This is a genomic window from Streptomyces sp. NPDC003379, from assembly GCF_053589195.1.
Window position 1 is genome coordinate 23,310 of sequence record NZ_JBSFRK010000010.1, and the last position, 19,913, is coordinate 43,222.

General features: G+C 71.9%; 13 protein-coding genes and 1 pseudogene. 11 read left to right on the forward strand and 3 right to left on the reverse strand.

From position 1 onward, the window contains the following. Positions 1 to 103 precede the first annotated feature (103 nt). From ACWDVB_RS11635 to ACWDVB_RS11655, 5 genes are all read left to right on the forward strand, one after another. Positions 104 to 3,226: an alpha-N-acetylglucosaminidase gene (locus ACWDVB_RS11635; protein ID WP_451514473.1), complete on the forward strand. Its 3,123-nt coding sequence runs from the start codon at positions 104 to 106 to the stop codon at positions 3,224 to 3,226. Between the two features lie 474 nt (positions 3,227 to 3,700). Continuing rightward, on the forward strand, positions 3,701 to 5,641 hold the full coding sequence (locus ACWDVB_RS11640) for a hypothetical protein (protein WP_451514474.1): 1,941 nt from the start codon (positions 3,701 to 3,703) through the stop codon (positions 5,639 to 5,641). 98 nt (positions 5,642 to 5,739) lie between these two features. Further along, complete coding sequence (locus ACWDVB_RS11645) at positions 5,740 to 6,669, forward strand: metal-dependent hydrolase (protein ID WP_451514475.1); 930 nt, start codon at positions 5,740 to 5,742, stop codon at positions 6,667 to 6,669. Position 6,670: 1 nt separating this feature from the next. Beyond that, positions 6,671 to 7,741 carry a PDR/VanB family oxidoreductase gene (locus ACWDVB_RS11650; RefSeq protein WP_451514476.1) on the forward strand — a complete coding sequence of 357 codons (1,071 nt, stop codon included), beginning with the start codon at positions 6,671 to 6,673 and terminating at the stop codon, positions 7,739 to 7,741. A 55-nt stretch (positions 7,742 to 7,796) separates the two neighbouring features. Further along, a complete protein-coding gene (locus ACWDVB_RS11655; protein ID WP_451514477.1) occupies positions 7,797 to 8,534 on the forward strand; it encodes a TetR/AcrR family transcriptional regulator in 738 nt (245 codons plus the stop codon). On the opposite strand, the gene ACWDVB_RS11660 is transcribed toward ACWDVB_RS11655, so the two are convergent. Next, positions 8,510 to 8,872: a 5-carboxymethyl-2-hydroxymuconate Delta-isomerase gene (locus ACWDVB_RS11660; RefSeq protein ID WP_451514478.1), complete on the reverse strand. Its 363-nt coding sequence runs from the start codon at positions 8,870 to 8,872 to the stop codon at positions 8,510 to 8,512. The two genes, ACWDVB_RS11655 and ACWDVB_RS11660, sit on opposite strands and share 25 nt — an antisense overlap. 138 nt (positions 8,873 to 9,010) lie before the next feature. Here ACWDVB_RS11660 and ACWDVB_RS11665 point away from each other — a divergent pair. Continuing rightward, positions 9,011 to 9,275 (forward strand): annotated as a pseudogene (locus ACWDVB_RS11665) (GNAT family N-acetyltransferase); the annotation flags it as partial. A 12-nt stretch (positions 9,276 to 9,287) separates the two neighbouring features. On the opposite strand, the gene ACWDVB_RS11670 reads toward ACWDVB_RS11665, so the two are convergent. Both ACWDVB_RS11670 and pulA read right to left on the reverse strand, forming a co-directional pair. Next, entirely contained in the window at positions 9,288 to 10,922 is a 1,635-nt protein-coding gene (locus tag ACWDVB_RS11670) for a SpoIIE family protein phosphatase (RefSeq protein WP_451514479.1), read from the reverse strand. Positions 10,923 to 11,000: 78 nt separating this feature from the next. Beyond that, a complete protein-coding gene (gene pulA / locus ACWDVB_RS11675; protein WP_451514480.1) occupies positions 11,001 to 13,703 on the reverse strand; it encodes a pullulanase-type alpha-1,6-glucosidase in 2,703 nt (900 codons plus the stop codon). Between the two features lie 225 nt (positions 13,704 to 13,928). On the opposite strand from pulA, the gene ACWDVB_RS11680 reads away from it, so the two are divergent. The 5 genes from ACWDVB_RS11680 to ACWDVB_RS11700 all read left to right on the forward strand — a co-directional run bounded on the left by ACWDVB_RS11680 (position 13,929) and on the right by ACWDVB_RS11700 (position 19,838). Then, on the forward strand, positions 13,929 to 15,224 hold the full coding sequence (locus ACWDVB_RS11680) for an extracellular solute-binding protein (protein ID WP_451514481.1): 1,296 nt from the start codon (positions 13,929 to 13,931) through the stop codon (positions 15,222 to 15,224). A gap of 62 nt (positions 15,225 to 15,286) precedes the next feature. Beyond that, entirely contained in the window at positions 15,287 to 16,165 is an 879-nt protein-coding gene (locus ACWDVB_RS11685; protein ID WP_451514615.1) for a carbohydrate ABC transporter permease, read from the forward strand. A 14-nt stretch (positions 16,166 to 16,179) separates the two neighbouring features. Continuing rightward, positions 16,180 to 17,091 carry a sugar ABC transporter permease gene (locus tag ACWDVB_RS11690; protein ID WP_451514482.1) on the forward strand — a complete coding sequence of 304 codons (912 nt, stop codon included), beginning with the start codon at positions 16,180 to 16,182 and terminating at the stop codon, positions 17,089 to 17,091. 43 nt (positions 17,092 to 17,134) lie between these two features. After that, positions 17,135 to 18,787: a glycoside hydrolase family 13 protein gene (locus tag ACWDVB_RS11695; RefSeq protein ID WP_451514483.1), complete on the forward strand. Its 1,653-nt coding sequence runs from the start codon at positions 17,135 to 17,137 to the stop codon at positions 18,785 to 18,787. Between the two features lie 25 nt (positions 18,788 to 18,812). Beyond that, on the forward strand, positions 18,813 to 19,838 hold the full coding sequence (locus ACWDVB_RS11700; protein ID WP_451514484.1) for a LacI family DNA-binding transcriptional regulator: 1,026 nt from the start codon (positions 18,813 to 18,815) through the stop codon (positions 19,836 to 19,838). The last annotated feature ends 75 nt before the right edge of the window (positions 19,839 to 19,913 follow it).

Consider the following 19,913-nt stretch of genomic DNA (forward strand, 5'->3'; position numbering starts at 1 on the left):
CAGCCTCTTCCGGCGAGCCGAACCCGCCTGTCTCGTATGCACCTTTGAGGGGAGTCGGCCGCGCGGATACCGTGCGCCGCAGCCTTCACCTCAGGGGGTACACATGTCCGAACCGTCCCGTCGTACCGTGCTCGGCACCGCCGGTGCCCTCGGCCTCGGCGCCGCCATCGGCGGAGTGCCGCTGCCGGCCCGCGCCGCCGAGGGGTCCGAGAAGGCCCCCGCCTTCGATACGGATTCCGCGCGCTCGGCGCTCAACAGACTTCTGCCGCGTCACGCGGACCAGATCCGGCTCAGATTCCTGCCCGCGCGGGGCCGCGAGGACCGCTTCCGGGTCACCGGGGCCACCGGGCGGATCGAGGTGTCCGGCACGACACCCGCGGTGCTCCTCACCGGCGTCCACTGGTACCTGAAGTACGTGTGCGGCGCCCACATCACCTGGAACGGCGACCAACTGGACCTGCCGCGCAGACTGCCCGCACCGGTCAGACCGCTGGAGCGGTCCACCAGCCTCCCCCACCGGTTCGCCCTGAACGACACCAACGACGGGTACACCGCGCCGTACGCCGACTGGACGTACTGGGAGCGGATGATCGACGTACTCGCCCTGCACGGCTACAACGAAGTCCTCGTGGTGGCGGGCGCCGAGGCCGTCTACCACCGGGTCCTCCAGGAGTTCGGCTACTCCGACGCCGAGGCCAGGGCGTGGCTGCCCGCGCCCTCGCACCAGCCGTGGTGGCTGCTGCAGAACCTCTCCGGGTACGGGGGTCCGCTCACCGCCCAACTCATCGCGGACCGCGCCACGTTGGGGCGCAGGATCACCGACCGGCTGCGCGCGCTCGGCATCGCGCCCGTGCTGCCCGGCTACTACGGGCACGTGCCCGACGGGTTCGTCGAGCGCAACGGCGGTGACGCGCGGGTCGTACCGCAGGGCGTCTGGCACGGCTTCGAGCGGCCCGACTGGCTCGATCCGCGCACCTCGGCCTTCGCGAAGGTCGCCGCGTCCTTCTACCGGCACCAGGAGCGGCTCCTCGGCCCCGCCGACCTGTTCAAGATGGACCTGCTGCACGAGGGCGGCACCGCCGGTGACGTGCCCGTGCCCGCCGCCGCCCGGGGCGTGGAAGCCGCCCTGCGGACGGCGCGGCCCGGCGCGACGTGGGTGATCCTCGGCTGGGAGGCCAATCCGCTGCCCGCGCTGCTCGACGCCGTCGACAAGAAGCGGATGCTGATCGTCGACGGCGTCTCGGACCGGTACACGAGCGTCACCGACCGGGAGAGGGACTGGGGCGGCACGCCGTACGCCTTCGGCACCATCCCCAACTTCGGCGGGCGCACGACGATCGGCGCCCGTACGCACCTCTGGAACGAGAAGTTCTTCGCCTGGCGGGACAAGCCGAACAGCGCGCTGGTGGGTACGGCCTTCATGCCGGAGGCCACGGACCGCGACCCGGCCGCCTTCGAGCTGTTCTCCGAGCTGGCCTGGGCCGAGGGTCCGGTGGACCGGGCTTCGTGGTTCTCCTCGTACGCCGACTTCCGGTACGGCGGGCGCGACCGCGACGCGCGGGCCGCCTGGCGGGCGCTGCACGACACCGCCTACCGGCACACCGCCGTGGAGCGCAGCGACCCCCACGACTCCCTGTTCGCCGCCCGCCCCGACCTCGCGGCCAGCCGCGCCGCCGAGTACGCGCCGCGCGCCCTGACCTACGACCCGGCCCGCTTCGACGCCGCGCTCGCCGGGCTGCTGGGGGTGGCGGGCGGGCTGCGGGGCAGCGCCGCCTACCGGTACGACCTGGTGGACGTGGCCCGCCAGGCCCTCGCACACCGCAGCCGGCAGCTCCTGCCGCAGCTGCGGGCCGCCTACCGGCGCAAGGACCAGGACACCTTCCGGGCCCTTTCCACGCTGTGGCTGCGGCTGATGCGGCTCTCGGACGACGTCACCGGGACCGACCCCGCGTTCCTGCTCGGGCCCTGGGTCGAGGCCGCCCGGCGCATGGGGACGACCGAGGCCGAGCGCGCCGAGTTCGAGCGGACCGCCAAGGTGCTGATCACCGTCTGGGGCGACCGTGCCACCGCCGACGGCGGCAGGCTCCACGAGTACGGCAACCGCGAGTGGCACGGGCTGATGAGCGACTTCTACGTGCCCCGCTGGCAGCGGTGGCTCGACGAGCTCGCGGACGCGCTGGCGGCGGGGCGCGAGCCGAAGCCGGTCGACTGGTACGCGGTGGAGGAGCCATGGACGCGGTCGCGCGAGGACTATCCGCTGCGGCCGGTCGGCGACCCGTACCGCACCGCCTCGCGGGTGCGGGGCGTCCTCGCGCGGGCGCCCTACCAGGGTTCCGTGGAGGTCACCGCGGAACCGCCCGCCTTCCCGCCGGGCGGCCACGCGCGCGTGACGGCCGTCTTCCGCAACGTCAACGGGCTGCGTGCCACGGGCCGCGTCGACTTCGCGTTGACCGGCATCGAGGCGGAGCCGACGGGACCGGTGTCCCTGCCGAGGGTCGGGCCCGGGGGCACGGGGCAGGTGACGTGGCGGGCCAGTGCGCCGGACACCCCGCTGGACCGGCCGCTGCGTCCGCTGCCGTACGAGATCGCCGTGCGGTACGGGCCGGCCGGCGAGCGGCGGGTGCGGCACGTCCACGAAGGGACGCTGTTCGAGGCGGGGCCGGTGGGCGGCGGCTGGAAGACGTACTCCAACAACGGCGCCGTCTTCGGTGAGTTGGAGGGGCGGTACGCGATCGACGGGGGCGGGGCCGATCTGTGGAAGGGCACCACCGAGTTCGGCACGCTCTACCGTGCCGGGGCGTTGCGCGACGGGGTCTCGGTGACGGTCCGGGTCGACGCGCAGGCGGCGACGGGGCCGTGGGCTCGGGCGGGGATCATCGCCCGTGACTCGATGGCCACGGCAGGCTCTCCTGGCATCGTGAACCTCGCTGTCACTCCGGGGAACGGGGTCGTGCTGTCGTACGACACGAACGGTGACGGCACGTTGGACACGTACAAGCGGGTTACGGGGGTCAAGGCGCCGGTGCTGTTGCGGCTTACGCGGGTTGGGGGTGTGTTTACGGGGGCCTTTTCCACGGACGGGGGTGGTACTTGGCGGGACGTGGCGACGGTTGGCGTGCCGCCGGGGGCTGCGGCTGTGCAGGACGTGGGGATGTTCATGAGCGCCACTCATGGGGGTGACGGGGCTCGGGGGACGGTGTCGTTCAGTGGGTGGCTCGTGGGGTAACGGTCGCTGGCGGGGGCGCCTTGCACTGGCGGGGCGCCTTGGGCGGTGCCGTCTGCGCCTCCTCTCCGTCTGTGGGGCGGGGCCGCGGGGGTATGTGCGTGCTCGCCATCTTGGTGTGGGCGTTGATTTGCTGCTGGGCTAGCTGCTCCACTGTGCTCCGCTCGCACATACCCCCACGTCCCCTCGGGAGCGCTCGCGACTGCGGGCCGTCGCGACTTCTCAACTCCCACGCCCACCTCAACGGCGCCGGGAGCCCGGCCCTGCGTTCCCGCATCTGCCCTCGCAGCGCGGGGCTGCCCACCCCCGCCGCCGTGCGATCCCACGCCCACCTCAACAGTGCGAACGTCCCCGCCCCATGTGTTCCCACACGCACCTCGCAGCGCGGGGTGAACGGGTGGGTGGGAGACATCCGCCGCGGAGCGGCGGGGCAGGGGTCGGGCAGTCATGAGGTGACCAACCGACGATTCGCTCGTTTTGCTGAACGTGTCGTCGAATGTGCAGTCCCCGCAGTCGCAGTCCCCGAGCGTCACCGGCCCCGCCCCCGTCGTCGACGTGGAGCAGGCCGAGGCCGCCCTCGTCGAGCACTACCCGCGGCTCGTCCGGCTCGCCTACCTCGTGCTGCCACCCAGCCTCGGCCGCAACCGCCGCGTCCTGACCGCCCACTCGCTCACCCAGCGCGCCCTGCCGCGCCGCCGCACGTCGGGTGCGGCGGCCGTCGTCCCCGCGCAGCAGGGCGGCGGGGGCGGCGGACACCAGCGGGGGCCCGGATACGCGTACGTACGTCTCCAGGTCCTGCGCGGCGCGCTCGACGCCGGGCTCCCCCTGACGTGGCGGGCCTGGCCCAGGCGGGCGCAGCTGCCGCCGCTGCTGCCGCAGGTCAGGGGGCTGCGGCTCTTTCCGCGTTCCGGCGGTGCCGACGAACTCGCCCTGGACCAGCGGCTGGCCCAGCTCTCCGGCGCCGCCCGCGCCGCGTATGTGCTGCGCGGCCTGGAGGCGCTCGACGACTCCGGGGTGCGCACGGTGCTGGCGGGCGCCGGCTGTGGTGACCCGGACGCCGCCCTCGACGAGGCGGACGACGTCGAGGCCCGCTACGCCCTGCTCGCCTCCTCCGAGTTCGACCCCTGCTCCCTTCAGGCCAGACCGCCCGACCTGATGCGGCGCAGGCAGCACATGAAGGCCGCGGGCGTCGCGGCCGTCGCCACGCTGGTGTGCGGGGCGCTCCTCGGGCTGCCGGGCGGCGGCTGGGGGCCCGACGGCGCCGCCGCTCCCCCGTACGCACAGAACCCGGCCGGGCAGGCCGCCCTCGACCCGGAGCAGTTGACGGTGATCGGCGCCGGGGCGTGGAAACGTTCCGCCCGTACCGACTTCTCCGTCTGGCCCGCGCGCGGCAACCTGACCGGGGACAAGGAGCTGCTGCGCCGCGCCCTCGCCGTCTGGGCGCGGCCCGGCGAGTCCGTCCAGGTCTCCGCCACCCCGGGCACCGCCGCCGGGGCGCCCCCCGGGCCCGCCCAGCTCCTCTTCGCGGGGGACATCGACGACGCGCGCGTGGTGCTGCTCCACGACGGTCTGCGCGTCGTGCGCTACGCCGAGCCGAAGGAGGGCACGAGCGGCGCCGCGCTGGACCTCGCGCGCGTGGACGGCGCGACCGGCCCCGAGGCGAACGCCGTCGTCGTCAACCGCGCGGACGGCAACATCCGCTACTTGACGGCCCCCTGGGTCCGCGCCGCCGCGGTCCACGACCTGGTCAAGCCCGCCGGTGAGGCCCTCCCCCTGCGCCGCGACAAGGAAGGCGTCACCGACCCCTTCGCCGGTCCCGCGCAGTCCGGCCGGTGCACGTCGTGGAACGCGCTGCGGCTGAGCGACAACTCCGGCGCCGTGCGGATGTCGACCGACCTCGGTGAGCTGACCCCCGCCCGGCTGACCGCGGGCCGCCCCGAGGCGCCGCGTGAGGCCGCGCCCGCCGACTGGGCCAAGTCCGCCTGCTCCCTGGCGTCGGCGCGCTCGCACGGCGTGCGGTCCGTGAACTCCTGGGCCTACGCCCGTCAGGCCCTGCCCGAGGTCAACGGCGTCGCCCAGTGGGTCTGCACGCGCGCCGAGACCTGGCGGGGCGGCGGCAGCAGGACCCTCGCCCAGTTCCAGACGGCGGGCGGCCCCGCGGGCGCGGTGGCCGCCAAGGCCGAGGACTCCCCCGCGTGCGGCGCCCGCGACCCCCGGGTCCTCGCGGGCGTCCTGTGGAAGTCCCGGGCCGGGAACTGGTACCTCCTCGGCGCGGGCAGCAAGGACGTCACGTCCCTGACCACGTCCGGCGGCCACCGGGTCCAGGGCAACGTCCTCGCGCTCAGGACGGAGCGCACCGCCCGCGCCCGCCTGACCGGCACCCTTGCGGACGGCACGAAGGTGACAACGCTGCGGTAGGGGGGTCCCCGGCCACTGCGGCAGGGGGTTCTCGGGCCGACCCGATTTTCGTCGCCCCCCCCTGTACCACCCCACCTACTCATCAGTACATTGACGCCATGTCTCATACGCAGAGCCGGGTGCCCGAGCCCGTCGCGTCCGAGCACACGGCGCTCAAGGCACGCAACGTCTCCTTCTCCTGGGAGAACACCCCGCTCCACTGGCTCCCGAACGACCCGTTCACCACGCACACCATCAACGTGCTGCATCTGCTGCTGCCCGCCGGTGAGCGGTGGTTCGTACACGTCTACAAGCAGGTCCTGCCGCACATACGTGACGAGCGGCTGCGCGAGGACGTCATCGGGTTCATCGGCCAGGAGGCGATGCACTCGCAGGCCCACGACGAGGTCCTGCCGCACCTCAAGGAGCAGGGGCTCGACCCGACGCCGTACACCGCCCAGGTCGACTGGCTCTTCGAGAAGCTGCTCGGGGACCGCACGCTGCCGCCGGGCAGGCCCCGGCACTGGTGGCTGATGGAGCGCGTCGCGATGATCGCGGCCATCGAGCACTACACCGCCTTCCTCGGCGACTGGGTCCTCAACGCCGAGGAGCTGGACCGCAGGGGCGCCGACCCGACCATGCTGGACCTGCTGCGCTGGCACGGCGCCGAGGAGGTCGAGCACCGGTCCGTGGCCTTCGACCTCTTCATGCACGTCGACGGCGGCTACCGGCGCCGCGCGCGGACCTGGGCGACCGCCTTCACCGCCCTGGTCTTCCTCTGGCAGCGCGGGGCGCGGTTCTTCATGGAGAACGACCCGACGCTCGTCGACGGCAAGGCGAGCTTCAGGGACTTCCACCGCAGCGGTCGCGCGGGCACGCTGCCCTCCACGGGCGACATGATCCGCTCCATCCCCCGCTACCTGAGCCGCACTTACCACCCTTCGCAGGAGGGCAGCACGGCACAGGCCGTCGCCTATCTCGCCTCCTCGCCGGCCGCCGTCGCCGCCGCCGAGAAGGCCGGCGCCCAGCAGTCGAACGGGGGCGTCTGACATGCCCCGCGTCCGCACCCTCGCCCTCGTCGCGGGCGGCGCCCTGCTCGCCCGGCGTGCCATGCGCCGCCGCATCGCCGCCTCCCCGCTGTGGCCGCTGCCCGCCCTGGAGGAGCCGGTGTCCGGGCAGCCGCGTTCCCGGGCGCTGCGGCTGCGCGTGACGCGGCACGAGCGCGTGGCCGACGGCGTGGTCCAAGTGTGCTTGGCGGGCGCGAACTTGCCTCCGTGGAGGCCTGGCGCCCATCTCGATCTGGTGCTCCCCTCGGGGCTCGTACGCCAGTACTCGCTCTGCGGCGACCCGGAGGACTCCTCCTCGTACACCGTCGCGACCCGGCTGATCGGCGCCGAGCAGGGCGGCAGGGGCGGCTCGCGCGAGGTGCACGAGCGGCTGCGGGAGGGCGTCGAGGTGGAGGTGCGAGGGCCGCGCAACCGCTTCCCGCTCGCCGACGCCCCGTCGTACGTCTTCGTGGCCGGGGGCATCGGCATCACGCCGGTCCTGCCGATGCTGCGGGCCGTCGACGCCTCGGGTGCGCCGTGGCGGCTGCTGTACGGGGGGCGTACGCGTGAGTCCATGCCGTTCCTCGAAGAGGTCGGGAAGCTCGGTGGGGCGCGCGAGGGGCGGGTCACCGTCGTCGCCGAGGACGAGGACGGGCTGCCGGACGTGGCCGCCTTCCTGGACGGGACACCGGAGGGCGCCGCCGTCCACGTATGCGGGCCGGAAGCGCTGCTGGACGCGGTCGGTGCCGCGCTGCCCGAGGGGTGCTCGCTGCACCTGGAGCGGTTCTCGCCGCGCGCCTCCGCCGGGGGCGATACCTCCTTCGAGGTCGAACTGCGGCGCAGTGGACGCACGGTGGCGGTCGCGGGGGACAGTACGGTGCTCGCCGCGGTCCGCGCCGAGCTGCCGAACACGGCGTACTCCTGCGAGCAGGGATTCTGCGGAACGTGCCAACAGCGCGTCCTGGAAGGCGAGATCGACCACCGCGACGAGTTGCTGACGGACGACGAGCGGGCCGGTTCCATGCTCATCTGCGTCTCGCGGGCGCACGGTGAGCGGCTCGTTCTCGACATGTGAACGGCCCCGGCGGACCGGCCCGCGGAAGGCCGGTTCCGCTCGGTAAGGTGTTCGCATGACAACCGGGGTGCGCCGCAGGATGGGTGTCGAGGAGCGGCGGCAGCAGTTGATCGGGGTCGCGCTCGACCTGTTCAGCCACCGCTCGCCCGACGACGTCTCGATCGACGAGATAGCAGCGGCCGCGGGCATCTCGCGTCCACTGGTCTACCACTACTTCCCCGGCAAACTCAGCCTGTACGAGGCGGCGTTGCGGCGGGCGGCCGAGGATCTGGCCGAGCGGTTCGTGGAGCCGCGCGAGGGCCCGCTCGGGACGCGGCTGCTGAAGGTGATGGGCCGCTTCCTGTCCTTCGTCGACGAGCACGGGCCCGGCTTCTCCGCGCTGATGCGGGGCGGTCCCGCGGTCTCCGCGGGCGGCGCCTGCCCGGTGGGGGCGGCGTCGACGACCAACGCGCTGATCGACTCGGTGCGGCAGGCGGCGTACGACCAGATCCTCGCGCACCTGGGCGTCACCGAGCCGCCCGCCCGGCTCGAACTCGTGGTGCGGTCCTGGATCTCGCTGGCGGAGTCCACGGCGCTGCTCTGGCTGGACGGGCGGCGCGTTCCGCGCGCGGAGCTGGAACTGCAGCTGGTGCACGACTTCGCGGCGCTGACCGCGGTGAGCGCCGCCTACGACGAGGAGATGGCGGCGCTGCTGCGCTCCATCCTCGCCAAGGAGCCCGCCGACGGTCCGTTCGCCGAGCTGATCGTCCGCCTTGTCGCGCTGGCCCCTCAGGCGTCCGACGACTTGCGGTAGGACTCGTCCAGGTCGCGGATCTCGGCCGAGGCGTGCAGGACGAGTCCGCCGGCGGGCTGCTTCACGTACTGCCGCACGAGGTCCAGCGTGCCCTCGGTGACCCGCGCCTTGGTCTGTGCCGAACGGCCGGGCAGCAGCCCGATCATGACGTGCACGATGCCGTCGTGGCCGGTCCCGCCGCCCACCACGCTGTCCTCGGTCCGCACGAAACGGGTCTTGCAGGCGTCCGCCTTGGCGCCGGCGACGTCGACGAGCAGCGGGTGCAGGGCGAGCGCGAACCCCCTGCGGTCGAAGTCCTCGGCGAGCTGCTCGGAGTAGTCGACGGTGATCTGCGGCATGGGCCACCCCTCATAGGTCCGATGTCATGCCCACCTTTACGGTGATCGCCATGACGGCGCAACTGACCATCCGCAGTGCGGACGAGCCCGGCACGCCCACTTTCGTCCAGTGGAAGCCGGGTGACAAGGACGAACGAGGTCGTCGGGGCGTACGAGGTGTGGTGGGACGACGTGGCCGCCTGGGGCGTGCGGGCGCCGGAAGCGGGCTATGTGCACCGGCTGATGGTGCGAGGCGGGGCGTGAACTGTGCCGTCTGGACTGTGTGTCGGCCAATCCGCGGCTGCGCACGTACTACGAGGGGGCCGGGTACACGGTCGTCGGGGAGCTGGCGGGGAAGGCCGCCGCCGACGGGAGTACGTACGGCGTGACGCTTCTGGAGAAGCGGCTCACCGGCGCCCGCTAGGCGGGACGAGCACTAACGCTCGCCGGTCAGGCGCAGGGCGAGGAGTGCGATGTCGTCGTCCCTGTCGTGGCCGAAGCAGGCGAGCAGTGTGTCGCAGAGGGCGTCGACGCCGAGCGGTGCGTCGGCCGCGACGGTGCGCAGGTGTTCCATGGAGGCCGCGAGGTCGGTGCCGCGGGTCTCGATGAGGCCGTCGGTGACCATGAGGAGCCGGTCGTTGGGGCGCAGGAGTGTCTCGGTGGGCGTGGGTCTGTCCAGGCCGAGGCCGAGCAGCGGGCCGCACGCCTTGAGGTAGTCGGCGGCGCCGTTGTCGTCGACGACGAGGGGCGGGATGTGCCCGGCGTTGGCGACGCGGGTGCGTCCGGTGAGGGGGTCGACGAGCGCGAGGCAGAGGGTGGCCGTCACGTCGGGGTGGTAGCGCTGGAGCATCTTGTCGAGGCGGTGGGCGAGCGCCCGGGGGTCGGGTTCGTCGACGCAGTAGGCGCGCAGGGCGTGCCGGATCTCGACCATCACGGTGGCGGCGTCCAGGGAGTGGCCGACGACGTCGCCGATGGCGGTGAGGACGCCCGCCGAGGTGGGCAGCGCGGCGTAGAAGTCGCCGCCGATCTCCGTGTCGCGGGAGGCGGGTTCGTAGCGCACGACGACTTCCGTGCCGGGCACCTGCGGCACGTGCGCGGGCAGGAAGCTGCGCTGGAGGGTGAGGGCGATGTGGCGTTCCATCTCGTACATGAGCAGTCGCTCCGCGGCGAGCGCGGTGGCGTGGGCGAGCCGCCCCACGAGACGCCCGGTGTCGGGGATGGACCCTCGGGCGTACGAGGGTGTGGCGAGGCAGACCGGTGCGCAGCCCTCGCGGCTGCGGGCCAGGGCGAGCCGGGCGCCGTCGGCCGGTCCGGTGCCGCCGGGCTCTTCGGCCCGGAAGAACCCGGACGGCCACAGCGGGGCGGGCGCGAGGATGCTGCGCACGCCGACGTGGCCCGACATGACGCGAAGCACGAGGCGGGCCACCGCTTCGTGCGCGCCGTCGTCGGGCAGCGAGGCGGGGGCCCTGCGCCGGGACAGGCCGCGGTGCATGGCGCCGTCGTCGCCGAGGATGAACGCGGCGGCGGGGCTCCGGGTGAGGCGGTCGGTGCCCGCGGCGGCGGCGTCGGCCAGTTCGCGCGGGCAGCGGGCGGACTGCACGTCCAGGATGGTCTCGGCGAGCCGCGTCAGATGGCCGGCCTCTGCCTCGGCGTCGCTGCGGTGGCGGGCGCCGCGGGCGACGGCGCGGACGACGGCCTGGATCTCCTCCGGTTCGGCGGGCACCGTCAGATAGGCCTCGCCGCCCGCGTCGAGGCCGCGGCACCGGTCGGCGAGGGCGACGCGGGCCGCCGAGAAGTGCACTACGGGCAGGGCGGCGGCCCACGACGATTCCTTGAGGAGGCGGCAGAGTTCGAAGCCGCTCATGTCGGGCAGGCCGACGTCGACGAGCGCCACGTCGGGCAGCGCGCCCGCGCGGTGGCGCGCTTCGAGCTCGCTGAGGGCCTCGCCGGCACTGGCGACGAGGATGACGCGGTGGCCGTCCCGGCGCAGGACGGCGCCCAGCGCGTACCGACTGGCGGCGACGTCGTCGACCACCAGGACCGTGGTGCCTGCCTTGCCGTTGGTGCTCAAGCTGGCCCCTTTGGGGCTGTTCGGAGGGGGTGTCGGTAGGGCAGGCCCGCCTCGTGCCTGCCCCACCAAGTTAGCGCCCTAGCGCCCGCTCCGGGAGAAGACCGCGACGGTCCGACCAGGAACGGTGAAGATCCCCGAACCCGCTTCATACGAAGCGGCTTTCACGATACTGTCTGCGCCCTTTGCCTGGACGGGGTGCAGTGCGTACGTCTTCCCGGCGGCGGCCGGCACCTGTTGTCTCCGCGCCTCGGGGGTGGCGTTGAAGACGACGACGAGGTCTCCGGCGCGCAGGGTGATGACGCCGGGCGTCTCGGTGCGGCCCGACAGGGGGAAGGAGAGCGTCCGCTGCACGTCGGCGGCGGTGCGCTGCCCGAAGGCCGGTTCGGTCGTACGGATCTTCAGCAGGTCCCGGTAGGCGGCCGAGGCCGCCTCGATGTCCGGGCAGCCCACGCGGATCGACGTCAGCAGGGGCTTCGCGTAGGGCCACTTGGACTTGTTGTCGGCGGCCGGGGGCAGCCCGCGGCCGAAGCCGTTGCCGTCGCGGCAGTCCCAGTGCAGGGCGTTGAACCAGTCGCCGCTGTCGTAGGAGTTGCGGTCCAGCGACTTGGAGCGCAGCCGGTCGGTGCCCGCCTGGGAGAGGGCGGGGCCCTGGGAGAGCGCGGCGGTCGCCATCGCGAGGACCTGCATGCGCGAGCGGGCGGCCGGAGTGGTCGTCCTGGGCAGTTTGAAGGCGAGGGCGTCGAAGAGGGTTTCGTTGTCGTGCGCGTCGGCGTAGGCGAGGGCGTCGCCGGGGGCGGCCGCGTAGCCGGCGGGCGCGCCGTTGTAGTCGACGTCGGAGCCCTTGGCCTCGCGGCCCGTGGAGTCGGTGAAGGTGTAGTCGGCGAGGTTGCCGGTGAGGCCGACCTTGATCAGGTCCTGGTAGTGCAGGAGCCGGGCCTTCTGCTCGGCGGGGGTGCCGTTGGCGCGGGAGGCGTTGGGGTCGGTGTAGAGGCCGCTGGCGAAGCCCTGGACGCCGGGGTCCTCGTCGAAGGGGCCGCCGCCGCGCACCGCGTCGCGGGCACGGTCGGAGAAGGTGGCGATGCCGGTGCCGGCCATGTTCTTCTGGGTGGCCTGGACGAAGCGGGCGTCGTCGGCGGCCTCGCCGAAGTTCCAGCCCTCGCCGTAGAGGATGATCCGCTTGCCGTCGACGCCGTCCCTCTCGGGGGTGAGGGCGTCCAGGGCCTTGCGGGCGGCCAGGATGTTGGCCTTGGGGTGGTGGCCCATCAGGTCGAAGCGGAAGCCGTCGACCTTGTACTGCCGGGCCCAGGTGACCAGGGAGTCGACGACGAGCTTGCCCATCATGGCGTTCTCGGTCGCGGTGCCCGCGCAGCAGGTGGAGGTCGCGACGGTGCCGTCGTCGAGCAGCCGGTGGTAGTAGCCGGGCACGATCCTGTCGAGTACGGACTTGGGGTCCTGGCCGCTCGCGGCGGTGTGGTTGTAGACGACGTCCATGACGACGCGCAGCCCGTCGCCGTTGAGGGCCTTGACCATCTCGCGGAACTCGCGGGTGCGGCGGGTCCCTTGGGGGTCGGTGGCGTACGAGCCTTCGGGCACGGTGTAGTGGAAGGGGTCGTAGCCCCAGTTGTACGCGTCGTCGGCGGCGACGGCGGCCACGCACTCCTGCTGCTTCTCGGAGTCGGCGGCGAAGGAGGCGAGGTCGCAGTCGGGCCTCTTCTGGTCGGCCTTCCGCTCGGGGATGGTCGCGATGTCGAAGGCGGGCAGGAGATGGACGTACGACGTACCGGCCTTCGCCAGCTTCTTCAGGTGCCGTGAGCCCTTGCTGCGGGTGTCGGTGAAGGCGAGGTAGGTGCCGCGGTGGCGGGCCTTCGCCGTCCGGTCGGTGGCGGAGAAGTCCCGGATGTGGAGCTCCTGGATCTGCGCGTTGCGCAGCGGCACGGCCTTCGGCTTCTTCAGGGCCGTCCAGCCCCTGGGGGTGAGGGACTTGGCGCCGAGGTCGACGGCGACGCTGCGGGTGGAGTCGGCGGTCAGGGCGAGCGAGTAGGGGTCGGTGACCTTGTTGGTGACGACCGCGCGGGCGCTCGGGGACCAGACCTTGACGACGTACCGGTAGGGCTGGCCCGTCCACTGCTTCGGCCCGGTCGCGGACCAGACGCCGCTGGCGCCGTCGCGCCGCATCGGCACGCGCTCGCCGCCGAGTTCGAGGGCGACGGAGTGAGCGGTGGGGGCCCACACGGAGAGTGTGACCCGGCCCTCGCGGAAGACCGGGCCGAGCCGCGCCTTCGTGGCGCGGGAGGCGTACAGGTCGTCGAGGACGCCCTGGGTCTGGACGCCGGTGGCGGCGAGCAGGGTGCCGTCGGACGACTGCTGGGTGAGGATCACCTGGCCGGTGAGGTCGTCGGGGGTGTGTGCGCGGTCGCGGGGAGCCACTTCGTAGGCCGCGTACGCGGCGAGGTGCGGGAACTTGGCGCGCTGGGCGGCGGTGAGGCCGCCGGGGATCTCGCGCAGGGTGGACTCGCGTCCGGTGCCGGTGACTTCGCCGTCCTCCACGGCGAGCTGTCCGTCGTGGTCGGCGACGAGCTTGGTGGTGGCCGCGGTCCCGCTGTCGTCCTTGACGGCGACGGTGGCGCGGTCGATCCACTGGGCGGTCGACTTCCTGAGGTCGGGCGGGCCGGGGTCGGGGGGCGGGGCCGCCCCGGCCGGTATCGCGGTGCAGAGGGCCGCGACGAGCGCGAGGACGATGCCGGTGACCGCCACGGTGCGGTGCCTGAGCTGCTGGGCCATGACCGGGGAACGTACCGCCGGGACCGTCTTGCAGCAAGAGATTGCAAGAATCACCGGCCAAGGAGCCCCAGGAATCCCGCCTCCACCCTGCCCTGCTCATAAAAGAAGCCAGAAAGAGCCCTGCAAAGCCTTCCGCAAAACCTTGCAAGGCTGTTAACTTCCTGCCAGCCCGGCAGCCGTCGATGGGACGGACGGCACAGCGGGTCCATCCCTCAGGAGTTCACTATGCGACGTGGCATATCGATCGCCGCCGCGGTCTGCGCCCTTGCGCTCACCGCCTCCGCCTGCGGCAGCGGCGACGACCAAGGCTCGACCGGCAAGGCCAAGGACGCCAAGGACATCTCCGGCTCCCTCACCTACTGGGACACCTCGGACGCCACGACCGAGGCGCCGGTCTACAAGAAGCTGATCGCCGACTTCGAGAAGAAGTACCCGAAGATCGACGTCGACTACGAGAACATCGAGTTCGCGTCCATCGAGCAGAAGTTCAAGTCTGCCGCGAAGACCGGCAAGGGCGCCCCCGACGTGATGCGCGCCGACGTCGGCCTGATCCCCGAGTACGCCTCGCTGCACTACATCGCCCCGCTGGACGGCACCCTCGCCCTCAAGGGCGGTACGGACGACTTCACCGAGGGCCCGCTGGACACCACCAAGTACCAGGGCAAGACGTACGGCGTCCCGTCGGTCACCGACACCCTCGCGATCCTCTACAACAAGAAGCTCTTCAAGAAGGCCGGCGTCGAGAAGGCGCCCACCACCTGGGACGAGTTCATCGCGACGTCGAAGACCATCAAGAAGAAGACCGGCGTCGAGGGCACCTATCTCAACCCCGACTCCTACTTCCTGCTCCCCTTCCTCTACGGCGAGGGCACCGACCTCGCCGACACGAAGACGAAGAAGATCACGATCAACTCGCCGGAGGCCGTCAAGGCCGTCACCAAGGCGAAGAAGGTCTACGACGAGGCGTCCGCCAAGGTCGACTTCGCCAACGCCTACGACAACATGCAGACCTCGTTCAAGAACGGCGAGGTCGCCATGCTCATCCAGGGCCCCTGGTCCGTCACCGACGACCTCTCCGGCAAGGCCTTCAAGGGCGACGAGGACAACCTCGGCTTCGCCCCGGTCCCGGCCGGCTCCACCGGAAAGCCGCAGTCCCCCACCGGCGGCCACGACCTCACCGTCTACCAGGGCTCGAAGAACCTGGACGCCGCCTACCTCTTCACCCAGTTCATGACCTCCTCGAAGAGCCAGCAGAAGATCGCCGCCGAGACCGCGACGCTGCCGACCCGCGAGTCCGCGTACACCCCCGAGGTCACCAAGGACGCCCGCATCAAGGGCTTCCACCCGATCATGAAGACCGCGCGGCCGCGTGTGGCGCTCCCCCAGGTCGGCAGCCTCTTCACGCCGCTGGTGCAGCAGTACACCAAGATCCTCCAGGGTGACGTCTCCGTGAAGTCCGGCCTCGACGCGGCCGCCGAGGACTTCAAGAAGCTGCTCCCCGGTTACACCATCAGCGGCTGAGGCAGGCACAGTTGATCACCGCGCTTCGCCACTCCTGGCAGAAGTACTGGTACGCCTGGGCGATGGTGGCTCCGGTCGTCATCGTCCTGGCCGTACTGGTCCTGTATCCGCTGGGCTACGGCTTCTACCTCTCGCTCACCAACGCCAACGAGGCGAACGTGGCGCGGGACATCGGGGCCTTCCACGCCCCGGCGACGTACAAGATGGTCGGGCTCGACAACTACTGGTCGATCCTCTCGGGCGCGGACGGCGACTTCTATCCGCGCCTGATCTGGACGATCGTATGGACGATCTCCTGCGTCGCCCTGCACATCGCCATCGGCATGGGCCTCGCGCTCCTGCTCAACCGCGAGATGCGGGGCAAGCTGCTCTACCGCGCCCTGCTGATCCTGCCGTGGGCGGTCCCCGCCTTCGTCGGCGTCTTCGCCTGGCGTCTGATGCTCAACTCGCAGTACGGCGTCTTCAACGAGATGATCACGGCCGTCGGCCTGCCCGCCCAGAACTGGCTGGCGACGCCGTTCGCCCAGAAGGTCGCCGTGATCATGGTGAACGTCTGGATCGGTGTCCCCTTCAACATGGTGGCACTCCTCGGCGGACTCCAGTCCATCCCCAAGGAGCTGTACGAGGCCTCGGAGATGGACGGCGCCTCCCCCTGGCAGCGCTTCGTGAACGTCACCCTGCCGGGCCTGCGACCGGTGACCAACACCGTGGTGCTGCTCGGCTGCATCTGGACGTTCAACATGTTCGCGGTGATCTATCTGCTGCTCGGCCAGAACACCACCGGCGAGGCGGACATCCTCGTGACCTTCGCCTTCCGCAAGGCGTTCACCGGAGTGTCCGACTACTCCGGCGCAGCCACCTACGGAATCGTGATCCTCGCCCTCCTCCTCGCCTTCTCGACCTTCTACCGCCGCCGCCAGCTCAAGACCGAGCAGGCCTGAGGGGGCCCGTCACCATGACCTCAGCAACCACCCGCTCCCCGGCCTCCACCGGGGCCCTCGCCGACACCCCGGCGCGTCCGCGCGCGAAGAAGGTCCGGGGCCGCGAGGAGCGCTCGCCGCTCGCCTCGCTCGCGCTGCACGGCACGCTGATCGTGGCGAGCCTGGTCGCCGCGTTCCCCGTCGTGTGGATCCTCTTCATCTCGCTGGGCCCGAAGACGGCCTGGCAGAGCCCCGGCGAGGTGCTCGGCAACCTCAGCCTGGACAACTACGCCAAGGTGCTCACCGACACCGACTTCCCGCACTGGTTCGGCGCCTCGGTGATCGTCGCGGGCGGCACCACGCTGCTCGGCGTGTTCCTCGCGGCGACCGCGGGCTACGCGGTCTCCCGGATGCGGTTCCCCGGCCACCGGCAGCTGATGTGGAGCTTCCTGGTCACCCAGATGTTCCCGATGGCCGTCCTCATCGTGCCGCTCTACGAACTCCTGGCCCGCTTCGACCTGATCGACAACTACCTGGGGCTCATCCTCACGTACGCGACGACCGCGGTCCCCTTCTGCGCCTGGATGATGAAGGGCTACTTCGACACCATCCCGCACGAGATCGACGAGGCGGGACGCGTCGACGGCCTGACCCCCTTCGGCACCTTCTGGCGGCTCATCGTGCCGCTCGCCAAGCCGGGCCTCGCCGTGACGGCGTTCTACAGCTTCCTCACCGCGTGGGGTGAGGTCGCCTACGCCTCCCAGTTCATGGGCGCGGACCATTACACCCTCGCCGTCGGAATCCGTACCTTCGCCACCGAATCCCGGGCAGACTGGGCCATGATGACTGCCGCCTCGGTGATCATCCTGATTCCGGCGACGCTCGTCTTCCTTCTGGTCCAGCGCAACCTGGTGTCGGGCCTGACGGCCGGCGGCACCAAGTCCTGACCCGACCCCTCACCGGCAACTTCCCGCACTCCTAAGGGACTTCATGACCCAGCACGTCACCGCCGCACCCGCCTTCACCGACTCCGTGCCGAGCCGGGAGTGGTGGCGCGACGCGGTCATCTACCAGGTCTACCCGCGCAGCTTCGCCGACGGGAACGGCGACGGCATGGGCGACCTGCCCGGCATCACCGCCCGCCTGCCGCACCTGCGCGACCTGGGCGTGGACGCCGTCTGGCTCTCCCCCTTCTACGCCTCGCCGCAGGCCGACGCCGGCTACGACGTGGCGGACTACCGCGCCGTCGACCCGATGTTCGGCACCCTCACGGACGCCGACGACCTCGTACGCGAAGCGCACTCGCTGGGCCTGCGCGTCATCGTCGACATCGTGCCCAACCACTGCTCCGACCAGCACGAGTGGTTCAAGCAGGCGCTGCGCGAGGGCCCCGGATCGCCGCTGCGCGACCGCTTCCACTTCCGCCCCGGCAAGGGCACCGACGGCGAACTGCCGCCCAACGACTGGGAGTCCATCTTCGGCGGGCCCGCCTGGACCCGCGTCGAGGACGGCTCCTGGTACCTCCACCTCTTCGCGCCCGAGCAGCCCGACTTCAACTGGGACCACCCCGCCGTCAAGGACGAGTTCCGCTCCGTCCTGCGCTTCTGGCTCGACCTCGGCATCGACGGCTTCCGCATCGACGTCGCGCACGGCCTGGTCAAGGCGGCAGGCCTGCCCGACATCGGCCACGAGGAGCAGGTCAGACTCCTCGGCAGCCAGGCCGTGCCGTACTTCGACCAGGACGGCGTGCACGAGATCTACCGCGACTGGCGGCGCATCCTCGCGGAGTACACGCGCGAGGACGGCACCGAGCGCATCGCCGTCGCCGAGGCGTGGACCCCGACCGTCGAGCGCAGCGCCCTGTACCTGCGCCCCGACGAGCTGCACCAGGCGTTCAACTTCGAGTATCTGACGACCGATTGGGACGCCACCGCCCTGCGCGCCGTCATCGACCGCTCGCTGGCCGCGATGAACGCCGTGGACGCCCCCGCCACCTGGGTGCTCTCCAACCACGACGTCGTACGCCACTCCACCCGCTTCGCCGACGGCGACGAGGCCCGCGGACTGCGCCGGGCCCGCGCTGCCACGCTGCTGATGCTGGCGCTGCCCGGCTCCGCGTACATCTACCAGGGCGAGGAGCTGGGCCTGCCCGAGGTCACCGACCTGCCGGACGAGGTGCGCCAGGACCCGGCGTTCTTCCGCTCCACCGGGCAGGACGGCACGCGCGACGGCTGCCGGGTGCCGCTCCCCTGGTCCGGTGAGCACCCGCCGTTCGGCTTCGGCCCGGCCGAGGGCGGCCCGAGCTGGCTGCCGCAGCCGGCCTCCTGGAAGGACCTGTCGGTGGCCGCCCAGACCGGCGACCCGGCCTCGACGCTGGAGTTCTACCGCACCGCGCTCGCCGTGCGCCACGAGCACCAGGCGCTCGGCGCGGGCCGCGGCATCGAGTGGCTGGACGCCCCCGAGGGCGTGCTCGCCTTCCGCCGCACCCGTGCCGGGGCCACGTTCGTCTGCACGGTGAACCTCACCTCGGCCCCCGCCACCGTGCCCACTCCCGGCACGCTGCTCCTCGCGAGCGCCGAGGTGACGCCGGGCTCCGACGACACCGTCCTGCCGGCCGATTCAACGGTCTGGTGGGCAGCCTGAGATGCGACCGGTACAGTCCAATCCTGTGACCGCACGGCTAGCCGACATCGCAGCCCAGGCGGGTGTCAGCGAAGCGACAGTAAGCCGCGTGCTCAACGGCAAGCCGGGCGTCGCGGCGGCCACCCGCCAGTCCGTGCTCGCCGCGCTCGACGTGCTCGGCTACGAACGTCCGGTGCGCCTGCGCCGGCGCAGCGCGGGCCTCGTCGGGCTGATCACGCCGGAGCTGGAGAACCCCATATTCCCCGCGCTCGCGCAGGTCATCGGGCAGGCCCTGACCAGGCAGGGGTACACACCGGTCCTCGCCACCCAGACCCCCGGAGGCTCCACCGAGGACGAGCTGACCGAGATGCTGGTGGACCGGGGCGTGTCCGGGATCATCTTCGTGTCGGGCCTGCACGCGGACACCTCCGCCGACATGCAGCGCTATGAGCAGCTGCGGGCGCAGGGCGTGCCCTTCGTATTGGTGGACGGCTTCTCTCCGAAGGTGCGGGCGCCGTTCATCTCGCCCGACGACCGCGCGGCGATGAGCCTGGCCGTGACGCACCTCGTCTCCCTCGGTCATACGCGCATCGGGCTGGCCCTCGGCCCCAAGCGGTTCGTGCCCGTACAGCGGAAGATCGAGGGCTTCGTACGCGCGATGCGGGACCAGCTGGACCTCACCCCGGACGAGATCGAGGCGGACCTCGTCCAGCACTCCCTCTACACCTTGGAGGGCGGCCAGGCCGCCGCCGCGGCGCTGATGGACCGCGGCTGCACGGCCATCGCGTGCGCCAGCGACATGATGGCGCTCGGGGCGATACGGGCGGCCCGCCGGCGCGGCCTGGAGGTCCCGGACGACATCTCGGTGGTCGGCTTCGACGACTCCCCGCTGATCGCGTTCACCGATCCACCCCTGACCACGGTGCGCAAGCCGGTGCCCGCGATGGGTCAGGCGGCGGTGCGTACACTCCTGGAGGAGATCGGCGGCACCCCCGCCCCGCAGAGCGAGTTCGTCTTCATGCCGGAGCTGGTGGTTCGCGGTTCAACCGCTTCGGCGCCCAGGCGCCCCTAGGGCCGTCCCGGGGCCGGACTCGTACCTCCGGTGTAGAGAATGCGGTCCGAACCCGACCAGGGGATGATCGGTCGG

Bases quoted from the DNA above. Each gene is read 5' to 3' on its own strand.
- ACWDVB_RS11635 (WP_451514473.1), top strand. From the start codon at position 104: ATGTCCGAACCGTCCCGTCGTACCGTGCTCGGCACCGCCGGTGCCCTC.
- ACWDVB_RS11645 (WP_451514475.1), top strand. From the start codon at position 5,740: ATGTCTCATACGCAGAGCCGGGTGCCCGAGCCCGTCGCGTCCGAGCAC.
- ACWDVB_RS11650 (WP_451514476.1), top strand. From the start codon at position 6,671: ATGCCCCGCGTCCGCACCCTCGCCCTCGTCGCGGGCGGCGCCCTGCTC.
- ACWDVB_RS11655 (WP_451514477.1), top strand. From the start codon at position 7,797: ATGACAACCGGGGTGCGCCGCAGGATGGGTGTCGAGGAGCGGCGGCAG.
- ACWDVB_RS11660 (WP_451514478.1), bottom strand. From the start codon at position 8,872: ATGCCGCAGATCACCGTCGACTACTCCGAGCAGCTCGCCGAGGACTTC.
- pulA (WP_451514480.1), bottom strand. From the start codon at position 13,703: ATGGCCCAGCAGCTCAGGCACCGCACCGTGGCGGTCACCGGCATCGTC.
- ACWDVB_RS11680 (WP_451514481.1), top strand. From the start codon at position 13,929: ATGCGACGTGGCATATCGATCGCCGCCGCGGTCTGCGCCCTTGCGCTC.
- ACWDVB_RS11685 (WP_451514615.1), top strand. From the start codon at position 15,287: ATGGTGGCTCCGGTCGTCATCGTCCTGGCCGTACTGGTCCTGTATCCG.
- ACWDVB_RS11690 (WP_451514482.1), top strand. From the start codon at position 16,180: ATGACCTCAGCAACCACCCGCTCCCCGGCCTCCACCGGGGCCCTCGCC.
- ACWDVB_RS11695 (WP_451514483.1), top strand. From the start codon at position 17,135: ATGACCCAGCACGTCACCGCCGCACCCGCCTTCACCGACTCCGTGCCG.